This is a genomic window from Rhizobium sp. SVR5-2C (assembly GCF_056755115.1).
In genome coordinates, this window is sequence record NZ_JBNDHT010000001.1 from 62,731 (window position 1) to 75,212 (window position 12,482).

The 12,482-nt window shown below is 60.1% G+C and carries 10 protein-coding genes and 1 pseudogene; 5 read left to right on the forward strand and 6 right to left on the reverse strand.

Going from position 1 to position 12,482, the window contains the following annotated elements:
* The first annotated feature begins 3 nt into the window (after positions 1–3).
* The 4 genes from paoC to ACPYOI_RS00360 all read left to right on the forward strand — a co-directional run bounded on the left by paoC (position 4) and on the right by ACPYOI_RS00360 (position 4,161).
* Positions 4–2,199: an aldehyde oxidoreductase molybdenum-binding subunit PaoC gene (paoC, locus tag ACPYOI_RS00345; RefSeq protein WP_481422379.1), complete on the forward strand. Its 2,196-nt coding sequence runs from the start codon at positions 4–6 to the stop codon at positions 2,197–2,199.
* Positions 2,200–2,687: 488 nt separating this feature from the next.
* Positions 2,688–3,269 carry a divalent metal cation transporter gene (locus tag ACPYOI_RS00350; RefSeq protein ID WP_481422401.1) on the forward strand — a complete coding sequence of 194 codons (582 nt, stop codon included), beginning with the start codon at positions 2,688–2,690 and terminating at the stop codon, positions 3,267–3,269.
* A gap of 257 nt (positions 3,270–3,526) precedes the next feature.
* A complete protein-coding gene (locus tag ACPYOI_RS00355; protein ID WP_481422380.1) occupies positions 3,527–3,871 on the forward strand; it encodes a hypothetical protein in 345 nt (114 codons plus the stop codon).
* Positions 3,868–4,161, forward strand: coding sequence for a hypothetical protein (locus ACPYOI_RS00360; RefSeq protein ID WP_481422381.1), 294 nt, complete (start codon positions 3,868–3,870; stop codon positions 4,159–4,161). Before ACPYOI_RS00355 ends, ACPYOI_RS00360 begins: the two co-directional genes overlap by 4 nt.
* 1,098 nt (positions 4,162–5,259) lie before the next feature.
* On the opposite strand, the gene ACPYOI_RS00365 is transcribed toward ACPYOI_RS00360, so the two are convergent.
* The gene (locus ACPYOI_RS00365; RefSeq protein WP_481415607.1) at positions 5,260–7,311 is read right to left on the reverse strand and encodes a response regulator; all 2,052 of its coding nucleotides are present in this window, start codon (positions 7,309–7,311) and stop codon (positions 5,260–5,262) included.
* Positions 7,295–8,803 carry an ATPase domain-containing protein gene (locus ACPYOI_RS00370; RefSeq protein WP_481422382.1) on the reverse strand — a complete coding sequence of 503 codons (1,509 nt, stop codon included), beginning with the start codon at positions 8,801–8,803 and terminating at the stop codon, positions 7,295–7,297. The genes ACPYOI_RS00365 and ACPYOI_RS00370 overlap by 17 nt, the downstream gene beginning before the upstream one ends.
* 262 nt (positions 8,804–9,065) lie before the next feature.
* Here ACPYOI_RS00370 and ACPYOI_RS00375 point away from each other — a divergent pair, with 262 nt between their 5' ends.
* Positions 9,066–9,461, forward strand: coding sequence for a DUF892 family protein (locus ACPYOI_RS00375; RefSeq protein WP_481422383.1), 396 nt, complete (start codon positions 9,066–9,068; stop codon positions 9,459–9,461).
* A gap of 250 nt (positions 9,462–9,711) precedes the next feature.
* On the opposite strand, the gene ACPYOI_RS00380 is transcribed toward ACPYOI_RS00375, so the two are convergent.
* The 4 genes and pseudogenes from ACPYOI_RS00380 to ACPYOI_RS00395 form a co-directional block, all read right to left on the reverse strand.
* Positions 9,712–9,939: a hypothetical protein gene (locus ACPYOI_RS00380; RefSeq protein ID WP_481415569.1), complete on the reverse strand. Its 228-nt coding sequence runs from the start codon at positions 9,937–9,939 to the stop codon at positions 9,712–9,714.
* 62 nt (positions 9,940–10,001) lie between these two features.
* Positions 10,002–10,469, reverse strand: coding sequence for an Hsp20 family protein (locus ACPYOI_RS00385; protein WP_481422384.1), 468 nt, complete (start codon positions 10,467–10,469; stop codon positions 10,002–10,004).
* 170 nt (positions 10,470–10,639) lie between these two features.
* Positions 10,640–10,981, reverse strand: coding sequence for a hypothetical protein (locus ACPYOI_RS00390; RefSeq protein ID WP_481422385.1), 342 nt, complete (start codon positions 10,979–10,981; stop codon positions 10,640–10,642).
* Positions 10,982–11,190: 209 nt separating this feature from the next.
* Positions 11,191–12,481, reverse strand: a pseudogene (locus tag ACPYOI_RS00395) (alpha/beta hydrolase).
* Position 12,482: the final 1 nt, after the last annotated feature.

Genomic DNA, 12,482 nt, shown 5'->3' on the forward strand with positions numbered 1-12,482 from the left:
GCCATGCAGTTCGACACGCCAGCAACGACCAATCCGATCGACCGCCTCAAGGTCATTGGCCAGCCGGTCCACCGGATCGACGGCCAGCTCAAGACCACGGGCCAGGCCAAATATGCCTACGAATGGCATGATCCAAGCACGCGTTACGCCTATGGATATCCGATCGGCGCAGCGATCGCCAAGGGCCGCATCAACTCCATCGATGTTTCCGCCGCGAAGAAGGCGCCAGGCGTGCTCGCCGTCGTGACGGCGCCTGACGTCGGCGAGCGAGAAAAGGGGAAGTTCAACACCGCGAAACTGTTCGGCGGTAGCGAGATCCAGCATTATCATCAGGCGATCGCCGTCGTTGTCGCGGAAACATTCGAACAGGCGCGTGCCGCGGCAGCGCTCGTCAAGGTCGACTACGCGCAGGAGAAGGGCGCGTTCGATCTCAAAGAGGCGATGAAGTCGGCAGTGAAGCCCGAATCCGGCGATCCCGACACGGCCGTTGGTGATTTCGACGCCGCCTTCAAGGCTGCACCGGTCACCCTCGACCAATCCTATACGACACCGGACCAATCGCATGCGATGATGGAGCCGCACGCCTCTATCGCAGCCTGGGACGGAGACGAGCTGACGGTCTGGACGTCGAGCCAAATGATCGACTGGTGGCGGTCTGATCTCGCAACGACCCTCGGCATCGATAAGGAAAAGATCCATCTGATGTCGCCCTTCATCGGCGGCGGGTTCGGCTCCAAGCTGTTCCTGCGGGCCGACGCCGTCCTTGCCGCATTCGGCGCGAACGCTGCCGGGCGTCCGGTCAAGGTCGCGCTCCCCCGGCCGTTCCTCATGAACAATACGACGCACCGCCCAGCGACGATCCAGCGCATTCGCATAGGTGCCGAGCGCGACGGAAAGATCACGGCGATCGCCCATGAGAGCTGGTCGGGAGACCTGCGTGGAGGCCAGCCGGAGACGGCCGTCAACCAGACCCGGCTGCTTTATGCCGGCGCCAATCGGATGACGGCGATGCGGCTTGCGACGCTCGATCTTCCCGAGGGCAACGCGATGCGGGCTCCGGGTGAGGCCTCAGGCATGATGGCGCTCGAAATCGCCATGGACGAGATGGCGGAGAAGCTGGGACTCGATCCCGTCGAGTTCAGGGTCATCAACGATACGCAGGTCGATCCGGAAAAGCCGGGGCGTCCCTTCTCCCACCGCAATTTCGTGGGCTGTCTGAAGCTGGGCGCGGAGCGCTTTGGATGGAGCGGCCGCGGCGAACCTGGCTCGCGCCGCGAAGGCAACTGGCTGATCGGCATGGGCGTTGCGGCGGCCTTCCGCAACAATTTGCTGCTTCCCTCGGGCGCCCGCGTCCGCCTCGATCGCAAAGGCGTCGTCACGGTCGAGACTGATATGACTGACATCGGCACGGGCAGTTACACCATCATCGCGCAGACCGCAGCCGAGATGATGGGCGTAACGGTCGACAGGGTCGGCGTTCACCTTGGCGATTCCCGTTTTCCGGTTTCTTCGGGCTCCGGCGGCCAGTTTGGAGGAAACTGTTCGACCGCAGGTGTCTACGCTGCCTGCGCCAAGCTGCGGGAGGCCGTCGCCCAGAAGCTCGGCTTCAATTCCGAAGACATCATCTTCGAGAACGGCGAGGTTAGGTCCGGCAACAGGTCGGTGTCTCTCGCCGAGGCCGCCGGTGCTGAAGGCCTTGTCGGCGAGGACACGATCCAATGGGGCAAGCTGTCGGAGACCCATCAGCAGTCGACCTTTGGCGCGCACTTCGTCGAGGTTGGCGTGGATGTTACCACCGGCGAGACGCGGATCCGCAGGATGCTGGCCGTCTGTGCGGCGGGCCGAATTCTCAACCCGATTACCGCGCGCAGCCAAGTCATCGGTGCCATGACCATGGGCACCGGCGGCGCATTGTCCGAGGAGCTCGCCGTCGACACCCGCCACGGATTCTTCGTCAATCACGACCTGGCCGGCTATGAAGTCCCGGTGCATGCCGACATCCCGCACCAGGAGGTGATCTTCCTCGATGAGACGGATCCGATGTCGTCTCCGATGAAGGCGAAAGGCATTGCGGAGCTGGGTATTTGCGGCGTCGCCGCCGCGATTGCCAATGCCATCCATAACGCGACCGGCATCAGGGTCCGCCATTATCCAATCACACTCGACAAACTCATCGGTGGTCTGCCCGATCTTGCATAGAGCTTCTGCCGGCGTTTTCCAGAACGCGGTCGTCAAGCGCGGAAATTTGGTGATCGACGTCTCACCTGACCTTCGTCCCGGCGCCGGCTAGGTACTTTCGACGGATGACCCCCGGCCGAAATTCTTGGCTTCGCCGCCGCCTGCCTCGCGGCGGCAGTGTCGCGCTCGGGTGGTAGCTGACGGCTACTTCTGCGGCCATGTATCCGGCGGCGTACTAGCGCGGCGCTTTACCGTCGCGGATGGTGAAGGTGTCTCGGATGGCACTATCGACAGTCGAATAGCCGCCGGACATACCGTCCCTATGGGCATGGAGGTTCCGCAACAAGCGGAATGCGCCGAGCTCCGCCTCTTTCCCCAGTGAAACAACGGCCAAAGGAACAGCGGGGCTGAGGTTCGCGTTACCCTTCGCCGGGTAGCGCGAGGAAAAGCATGCAAGAGGCGCAGACGTCGAAGTTCTTCTCAAAATTTGCCACGCCGCCGTCTGGCTGCTGCTATGGCGCGGCACGTTCGGAACGATCGAAAAGGGAGTGTCGGCGCTCGGACTGATCGTGCTCTCGTTCGTGGTCGCCGTGTTCGTAATGGGGCCGCCGTGGCGCGAAGTGACGAGGGGCGCAGTCCCGTCTCTTCCCGACAAGGACGGAGCGCATTACGCCTTCATTGGAGTCAGCATCCTCGGGGCCACGATCTCCAACTATCTGTTCTTCTTCTATTCGTCCGGGGCTATCGAAGAAAAATGGGACAAATCGTATTTTGGAATAAACAAGATTACCGCGACGTTCGGCATGGCGTTTGGAGGTGCGCTCTCCGTCGCCATCATCGTCCTTGCCGCCATGGTGTACCCTCCCTGCGGCATCGAGGACATCGAAGGCTACGAGCAGATCGCGATGATCCTGACCCCAGCCCTCGGCACCTGGGGGCATCTACATCTTTTCCCTTCGCTGCTGATCACCTGTTTCGGCGCCGCGCTGGAGCTGAGCCTCGCCCAGGCCTATATCACCACCCAGGGGTTCGGCTGGAACTGGTCCGAGGACGCAAAGCCAAAAACCGATCCCGCCTTCAACCTCGTCTAGACGGTTGCCACCGTTATCGCCGTCATTCCCATCGAAGCCGGTCTCGATCCCTTGCGGGTCACCATCTTCTCGATGGCAATCACTGCCATGAGCCTTCCTCTCGGCGTCATCCCGTTTCTGTTCCTGATGAACGATAAGGCGTTCGTTGGCGACCATACGAATCGCTGGATGGGTAACGCTGTCGTCCTGTTCATCATTGGACTGGCCTTCGCTCTTGGCGATCGTCACTGTACCGCTGCAAATTTTGGGAGGCTGACATGCACCCCGTGCGAGACATTCTCGACAAGCAGCTTGTCGATAAGACAAAGATTCGCGTTGGAAGGGCCGACGGCATCGTTCTGCGCCTCGATGAGCACGGGCGGCCCAGAGTCGAAGCGGTCGAACTCGGCGCGTCGACCTTGGCCAGGAGGCTGTTGATAGGCGTCGGTCTTCGCGCGCTTGCTCGCGATCGAGGCGGCGGATATCGGCTCGCCTGGTATCACGTCGTCGACGTCGGTGTCGACATAACCGTCGATGCCGACCGCCGGGAACTGCCGTTGGAGCGTTGGCAGGAGCGGCTTCGTCGAAGCGTTCTGCCCTGGATTCCGGGCGGGCTGTCATGAGCGAGCTATTTCTCCAGGATCTGCTGGGCGCCCGGGTGTTAGGGCGCGGCAACGAGGTGGTCGGACGCATCGAGGAGTCGTGGCGGAAGAGCATGGCGACGAACTTTTCATCGTCGAATATCACGTCGGGACCTTTGCGCTTCTTGAGAGCCTGGCTTCGTCCTCACTCGCCCGTGCCGTCCTCGGGGTTGTCGGTCTTCGCTCAGGTGACGGACTGGCTGTTCCTTGGGACCAACTCGATCTTTCGAACACCGCTACACCGAAGTTGCTTTGTGACCCGCGGCAACTGAAGCCGCCTCGTCGCTCGTCTCCAATCGCCTGGTGGGCGAAGCTCCGGCAAAGCAAATGACACCTCCTGACAATGCGGCGCCGGCCCAGCTACTCCACCAGCGCCAGCGCAGCAATTGACGGTTGAGGTTCGGCTTGACAGCGTTCTGTCAGCCTCATATCGAGTGGTGAATTTGTCTCGGGCGGCTGACCATGGATGTACTGCCAATAGTGTGAGACGGATGGAGCAAGGTGGCACGGGATTTCGGTCCGGCCTTTTTTCGTTGTCCGTGGGCTGAAGACCGCGAAGTTGCGTGAGGCCCGGCATGGGAGGAAGATCGCAAGGTGCCCTTGTCCGCCAGCCCTCACGAGGACCCCGCATCTTGGAGAGGTACTCATGAGTTAATCAAGCGTGGGTCTTCCACTCGGCCCTGGCATATCAGCAGCCAGCAAGCCAGACGCTGAACACTCGTCGCTCTTCCGTTTGGGTTCATGGTCCTGGACTGAGTTCGACAAGTAGGTCGTGCCGGAAAATCTTTGCCAGCCGCCGAAACATTCGCGTCATCTGATCGTTCAGTTGTCTGGGCCGCGTACCGGGGCTTACAGCTCGGCCTCTTCAGCGCCCTTCTGAAAGGTCGCGAGGTCACTGTTTCCCCTCGTCTTACTCGCTCCGCCGAGGCTTCGTTTGACCATAAGGTTGCGCACTGGAACGCATTGCCTCCCCGGCTCGTTAGTTTGGCGGATTGCGTGTCTTGGCGACGCCCGCCAGCGCATCCAGCCAGCGAAACTGGCGACTTGACCCCGCAGGCACTCTCCACCAGCCGCGGGTCTCTTTTTGTACGCCATCTGACCGGAACGGCGGGTTATTTCAGTCATTGATCAGAATTGCCGCACGGCGGTTTTCCTCACCTCAGCTCGTGCTGATGCCTTTCAGTCTGGCGCCGCGTGGTTTCCGCGTCCCCTACCTGCCCCCTTGGCGGTACTTTGACCCTCTCTCGCTAATTCGCCGCATTCCCGCCCCACCGGATCGGACGCACGACACGGGAGCTTCATGACGGAGACCTGCGATGACGACATTGGGAGGCGGTGGCCTCACTGCGCTATGACCGACCTGATTGGCGCTAACCTTGCAAAGCGTTGGAGATCTCTGTTGCGAGCTGATGCTGGGTGAATGGTTTTCCTAGCCGCACGGCATCAATCTGCGCATCCGACGGCAGGTCCGCGTACCCGGTCGCCATTAGGACCGGCAGACCCGGGTGCAGCTGCCTTGCAACCCTGGCTAGTTCGACGCCGTTCATGCCTGGCATGGAGAAATCGGTGATAAGCAGATCGAACTGCTCACCGCTCCCGAGTAACTCGAGCGCCTCGGCTCCCGAATGGGCTTCTACAACTTCATGGCCGAGGTCGAGCAACATGTCCGCGGAACTCATGGCAATCAGCACGTCATCGTCGACCAGGAGAACTCGTTTTGATGCGGTATTCGATTCGATGCCAATTGGCCGCTCTTTTTCTTCGACCTCTGCCGCAGTCCCGTTGGCGACTGGTATCCATAGTTCGGCCGTTGTGCCGGCTCCTGGCGTGCTTCTGAGGGTGAAGCGGCCGCCGAGTTGAAGAGCCAAGCCGTGGATCATCGAGAGCCCGAGTCCGGTACCCCTGCCAAGTTCCTTTGTGGAGAAGAAGGGTTCGACTGCCTTTGCAAGAGTCTCCGCGTTCATGCCGGTTCCGCTGTCGGTCACTGACAAGATGACGTAATGACCGGCTGCAAGGTCAACGCTGCCCTCATTCAGCAGGTTCGCAGCCAGTGCGATCTTCAACGAGCCCCCCTCGGGCATGGCGTCGCGGGCGTTGACGGCGAGATTGAGCAACGCGAGCTCGACTTGGTTGGGGTCGGCGAGAACTGGCGGGAGGTTGTCCGGTAGCTCTCTATCCAAAACAATCATTTGTCCGACGGACCTTCCAAGAAGATCCTCCATGTCCATCACGAGCTTCCGAAGGTCGACGGGTTTGACCTGCAGGTCCTGGCGTCTTGCGAAGGCAAGTAGTCGCTGTGTTAAAGAGGCTCCCCTCCTAGCTCCCTGGAGCGCTCCGTCGACCAGCCTGAGCATGCGCTCGTTGCCCGCGACGGCCTTGCGCAGAAGTTCGAGATTTCCGAGGACTGCCATCAGAAGATTGTTAAAATCGTGGGCGACTCCTCCTGTCAGTTTGCCGATCGCCTCCAGCTTCTGGGATTGGCGAAGCTGCTCTTCGGCCCTTTCACGTTGTGCGACCTCGGCCAGGACAGCCGCGTGAGCCGCCTCCAATTCGGCAGTCCGGGCTGCAACCCGCTCCTCCAGGACTTCGTTCATCTTTTGCTGCTGCGCCTGCGTGTTGCGACGCTCGGTGATGTCCGCCGATACTCCGACCATCTTGACAGCTTCGCCCGCTCTGTTTCGGTAAAGCTGAGCTCTGAGCTCGACCCAGCGGATTGAGCCGTCCGGCCACAGCGTCCTACATTCGATCGCAAAGTCGACGCCGGTCTCGATGGTAGCAGCTAAGGCCTCTTGCATCCGTTGAAAATCGTCGGGATAGATGCTGGACAAAAGGTGCTCATATGTGAACGGATCGTCTTGTCCTCTACCGAAGATCGCCCGGCACATCGTCGAGGTCGTCAGTATCCGGCTGCCGAGGGCGAGCTCCCAGGCGCCGAGGCTGCCTGCCTCCAGCGCCGTCTGCAGTTGGCGTTCCCCTTCGCGCAGCGCCTCAATGCGAGCGCGCGCTTCATACTGGCGGCGGCGCCCTCGCATTGCCGTATGGGCGACGCTGATGAACGTCGTGGCGTGGAACGGCCTTTCCAGGAAGCTGACGTTGCCAAGGACCTCGGAAAGGCGCGCTGCAGCAGGATTGCGTTCTGGACCGCCACCCCGTTGTGTCAAGACTATGAATGGCATGTCCGACCAGCTCGGCTGCTGCTTTATCCATTCCGACAAGGGCTTCAGATCGGCGCTTCGCAGCGCCTCTTCAGTCACGACGACGAAACCAGTAGCCTCGTCGAGCTGGCGCAATAGAGAGGGCAGATCGGCCACAGCCTGGCCGGACACACCAGCCTCCTCGAGCAGCGATGCGGCAATTTGCGCGTCCCTTCCGGATGGCGCTAAGATGAGGTTGACTACGGGCTGGTCAGGAATGTTCGCGATCCTCGTTCGAATCCGACAACAAAGAGTGGCCGTCGCCAGCGAAGGTGGGAACGCCTCGGAGAACTCCTTGAAATGCGGAGAGAGGTTCCCCCACCATCAGCCCCCGCTCGCTGATTGAGAATTCCCGGATCGTCTCCTCGTGTCTACCGGTGCGCTTCTTGATGACGGAAACGGCCCTGCGAACTTTGCCAAAAGCTTCGAAGTAACGCAGCAGGATGACCGTGTCAGATAGATATGTGACATCGACTGGGGATTTCATATCTCCGACCAGCCCGTGCTGAGCGACCGTGAGGAAGGTCGCCGCGCCCTGCCGATTCAAGAACTGGAGTAGTTCGTGCATGTGAAGGATGAGTGCGTTCTCCTCGGGCATCGCCGCCTGGTAGCCGTTAATGCTATCGATCACGACCGTCTTCGCATCGAAGTCAGCGACACGGTCACGGACCCGCTGCGCAAACTCCCCAGGAGAAACCTCCGAAGCATCGAGCTGTTCTATGTGGATCTTCCCTTCGTCTCTCATACGTTCGAAGTCAAATCCCATGGATTTCGTCCGGGCGAACAAGAGTCCGAGCTCCTCATCGAAAACGAAGACAGCGGCCCGCTCCCCGCGGTTAACGGCCGCGTCGACGAACTGGAGCGCAAAGAGGCTCTTGCCTGTTCCAGCAGGACCGATCAGCAAGGTACTCGATCCACGCTCAATCCCTCCGCCGAGCAAGCCGTCAAGTTTGGCGACGCCGCTTCCAAGCATACCGCGAGAAAATTCAGCCTTGTGCTCTAGTGCTCGAAGCCGTGGAAAGACCCGGACGCCGCCCGTGTGGATGACGAAGTCGTGAAAGCCACCACGAAACGATCGTCCGCGGTATTTCATGATCCGCAGACGCCTGCGTTCCGATCCGTATTCCGGCGCAAGCTGTTCAAGATGAATGACACCGTGAACCACGCTGTGAACAGTCTTGTCGAGGGCGTCCGAGGTCATGTCGTCGAGAAGGAGGACAGTGGCTCCCGACTTCGCAAAGAAGTGCTTCAGCGCGAGAATCTGGCGTCGGTAGCGCAATGAACTCTGCGCCAAAAGGCGGATTTCCGAGAGGCTATCGATCACGACGCGGCTGGGGCGGAGCCGCTCAAAAGATCCGAAGATCATCTTTGTTGTTTCGCCGAGTTCCAAGTCCGAGGAATAGAGAAGACTCTGCTGCTGGTCGGCGTTCAGCAGGCTTTCAGGCGGTACCAGTTCGAAGATCTCGATCTTTTCGTCAAGTTCCAGATTGTGGGACGCCGCGGTACCCCTCAGTTCCTCCTCCGTTTCCGACAGAGTAATGTACAGGCACCTTTCTCCGAGTGCTGCGCCCTCGAGGAGGAACTGAAGGGCGATCGTCGTCTTTCCCGTTCCAGGCGCGCCCTCGAGAAGAAATACATGTCGGCGGGTCAACCCGCCGCAAAGAATTTCATCCAGGCCAGCGATGCCAGTTTTTGCCTCGGTCCTCCGACGGTCGCTCATTTCATTCTCCCATTACCGGCTTCCAGCATTTATGTTCCCGCTTGCTGCCAAAGTGCCTAAACCTTCCATTTCGACGTCAATGACACTCCGGCCTTCATACTACAGTCCTTCTGGCTAGCGCCTGGCGATGATCGCTTCCTAACCTAGCCGGCGGTGGACCGATCTCCCGCTCGCGAGCTTCTCTCCAAATGATCTCCTTGTTTAGCATTGGTGCCGCCGCATTCTGCCTCATCGTTCGCGCGATCCGATAAGCTTATCTAGGGTGCACCCGCAGAACAGCAATGCACCTGCCGTTGAGCCTTTAGCCGCTTCGGACGATGCTGCATCAGTGGCCATTCGGATAGAAGAGTTGCCGACGGGGCTTATGACTTCAATGGTGACGGTTCCCCACATTGAAGGATATGGCTTACCCTTCACCGGGTCTATGGCCGCTCTTGGCCACGCCGTGGCGGGGAGCGAGATTCTGAAGGACGCATTTGCCAACATTGCTTTCGAGAACTTCGAGATCGCCGCTCACAGGTCCCTGCTCACCATAGCCGAAGTGGGCAATCCTGCGCCGCGACGGCGGGCTTGCAGGCAAACCTCGCCGAAGGATAAGGCGATGGCGGCATGGCTTGACGAGAACTTGGCCACGCTGACGCAAAATTTCTTTCGCTGAGAGAAGCTGGTGAGACGGCGAAGGTGTATTCAAAGTTTCCTCTGGGCCGATCGTCCTTGCGGCAAGCGCCGTATTGTCCGAGCGCGGTCCGTTTTTTCGGTGTGACGTTTACGAACTGCGGCGAGTTCGTTTGAGACACACAGCCGACGGAAACAAAGACCTAGAGGTGGAATGACGATAGACGATCCTCCACGAAGTAAGAACGGCCGCCCGGTTCACAGGCGGCCGCAACTATACTGTGGTCGCGGACTCAGAACGCCTGCGTATGACCCTGGTCGCCTTCGACCATGATCCGGAGACTCTCCGGATCGCGAATACCCTGCCGATAAAGCTCGACCAGTGTAGCGGCTATCCGCTTGGCTTCTTCCGAGTCTTTGGCAACTTTAGCCTCCTGAAGAAGTCGATCGAATAGGGGCTGGCAGGCAGCAAGATCGCGCTCATCGAACGGCGCGAGGTTCTTCACATTGACCGTCTTCATGTCTGTAAGCCTCGAGGCTTTTGCCGCCGCAGGGACGGCGTCTGCCTTCTGCAGGGTGTTTGTTAAGCGACCTGTTGTTCGGCTGCGATCTGCAGAGGCGCCTGAGCCTGGCTGTCGTCGCCAATCGCGATCTTGCGCGGCTTCATCGCCTCCGGGACCTCACGCTTCAGGCAGATATTCAGAAGACCGTTCTTCAGAGAGGCGCTTTCGACCTTCACATGTTCGGCAAGCTCGAACCGCCGCTCGAAGCTGCGGCCGGCCAAACCACGGTGCAGGTATTCGCCCTCAGTCTCCTCAGTCTTCTCGCCCCTCACCATGAGGACGTTGCGTTCCTGGGTGGCGTCGAGGTCCCCTTCTCCATAGCCGGCGACCGCCATGATGATGCGATAGGCGTCCTCGTTGGTCTTGACGATGTCATAGGGCGGCCACGTCTCCGCCTGAAGACGTTGCGCGTTGTCGAGGAGATTGAAGACGCGGTCGAAGCCGATGCTGGACCGGTAAAAGGGTGCGAAGTCGAACTCTGTTCTCATGACCATATCCTCCGTAAAGCAACATGGAAAGGAGACGCATCGGAAACCTGCGTCTCCGAAATTTCGGCCCCCGTCTGGGCTGCCGCTAAGATCGATTTGGTTTGCCAACTTTCCGGTTTCAAGAGGGTATCCAAGAAAATTTTTGGGAGCGAACAAACACCTGCATGAGACTACTTCAGAGACTGAAAATGTTCTACCGATTCAGCTGCTTTTGCAGCTGTTGGGAAGCGGTATCGAGGCCACCGAGCAGGGACTGAGGAGGCACTCTTTTGAGCCCCGAAGAACCGCGAGCGGGCTGAGTCAAGGCGACCGGCAACCTGGGCGATAACGCGCAAAAAGCCAAAGGCCGGCGGCGCTTGTTCACCATGATGATCATCACCGGCTTCCTTCAGGCAGCTCGCTGCATCGCGTCGTTCACCAGGCGCGAACGCGGGGAAGCGCAGACTGGTCTCCAGGAAATTTTCGGCGATGGCATCGCCGATCGCAGCCTTGGAGGGGAAGATTTTGTACACGCTCGCCGGGACCTGCCAAGAAGCCGCGCGACGTCCGTGACGTTTGTCTTCGATGGTCCGTACAGCCGGCAACGCGACGGTGCCGGCTTTCGACGATCCGGGCGTATTCAGCCCGCGCCCGGCGTCTTACAGTCCTGGTGATTCCATCGCCCGATCCTAACGAATCCTTGCCAATCGAGGATTCATCCCTTCGGTTGAACGGCTACCGTTCAGTACGAAATCTGCCCGTCCTTTATGGTTGCGCCGTCGGATGTGAGCTCCTCCTTCAGGATATCTCGCGCCTCCGGGCTGATGACAGCGACTGGCGCCGCGACGGCAAGGCGCGCCGCCGAGCCTGCAAAATTTGCTGCAGTCACCCCGATTTGGTCCGCGACGCTTGCCTTTCCGCCATCCAGGCTCTGCCCGGCCAGCCGCCGCCCGAGCAGGCGCACGATCTCCGGACTATCGGCGAAGGCATTGTGGCCGAGCGGGTCGTTCGTCGCGACGGCGCTGGTGTCGATGACGGAAACGCCGAGTTCGTCGAGAAGAGGCGCATAGGGTCCAAGATCGGAATCACCGACGCGGTCGACGCCACCCGATAGCCAGCTCGAAACCTCCAGAGCTTTGTCGTGTTTCGACGTTAGGATTGCGAACTGCGGCCGCTTAGGCCCCATCTCCATGAACTGACGGCGAAATACATCAATGTCGATGTCCGGCGATGCCAGGATGACATTCTTGACCTTCGCCGGGATCGACTTCTCGCGCATGGCGACGCCGCGCAGGGCCTCCGCCGCAAGCCAACCGCCCATGGAGTGAGCGAGGATTGTCACATCGGAGACGTCGGGACTTTTCACAGCCTGGAGGATCAGATCCTCCAGAGCCCGGCGCGAGTAGTTGGCGCTTTCCTTGTCATAGAGGTAGTCGAAGACGCGCCCCCTTGACGGCCAGGTGAAGAGGATCGGCGCGGCGTCGGTTCCCGAGTCATGGACGATCTGCGCGAAGCGGAAGACCGCGTCGGCATAGGTGTTGTTGAATCCATGTACGAAAATGACGACCTGATGCCTGGAGTTTCGGTTCCGACGGTACCAGTCCAAGGCCTGTCCTTCGGACTGGACCTTGGCGACCTGCGTGACCGCGAATTCCTTTTGCGGGTTGGGCGGCATGCGCGACGGCCACTGCACCTCCCCGACCTTGCGGTTTCGGTCGGGAGGTATGGAGACATCGACGCTGTTGAGGGAGATCGCCGTCCCGCGGTCGCCGGAATAGAGCTTGCCAGGATCCCTCCGACGGCTTGCGCGTCGTAGCGACCAGCATGGTGACCCGAATTGTGCCGGTCGGGGCCATGGCGAGAGGCTGAAGGACATCCTGCACCCGGTTGGCGCAACCCGATGCAACGAGAGATAGGACTACAAGGATTGGGACGGTTCTGCATGCGCAATGAAAGGCAGCGATCGTCGCGGTGAGGCGATATCCGGTGAAATCCTGGGCAATGCGCCCAGGGAGCGAGAGCGGTGACGTCATC

Bases quoted from the DNA above. Each gene is read 5' to 3' on its own strand.
- ACPYOI_RS00360 (WP_481422381.1), top strand. From the start codon at position 3,868: ATGAGCGAGCTATTTCTCCAGGATCTGCTGGGCGCCCGGGTGTTAGGG.
- ACPYOI_RS00385 (WP_481422384.1), bottom strand. From the start codon at position 10,469: ATGAGAACAGAGTTCGACTTCGCACCCTTTTACCGGTCCAGCATCGGC.
- ACPYOI_RS00370 (WP_481422382.1), bottom strand. From the start codon at position 8,803: ATGAGCGACCGTCGGAGGACCGAGGCAAAAACTGGCATCGCTGGCCTG.
- ACPYOI_RS00355 (WP_481422380.1), top strand. From the start codon at position 3,527: ATGCACCCCGTGCGAGACATTCTCGACAAGCAGCTTGTCGATAAGACA.
- ACPYOI_RS00380 (WP_481415569.1), bottom strand. From the start codon at position 9,939: ATGAAGACGGTCAATGTGAAGAACCTCGCGCCGTTCGATGAGCGCGAT.
- paoC (WP_481422379.1), top strand. From the start codon at position 4: ATGCAGTTCGACACGCCAGCAACGACCAATCCGATCGACCGCCTCAAG.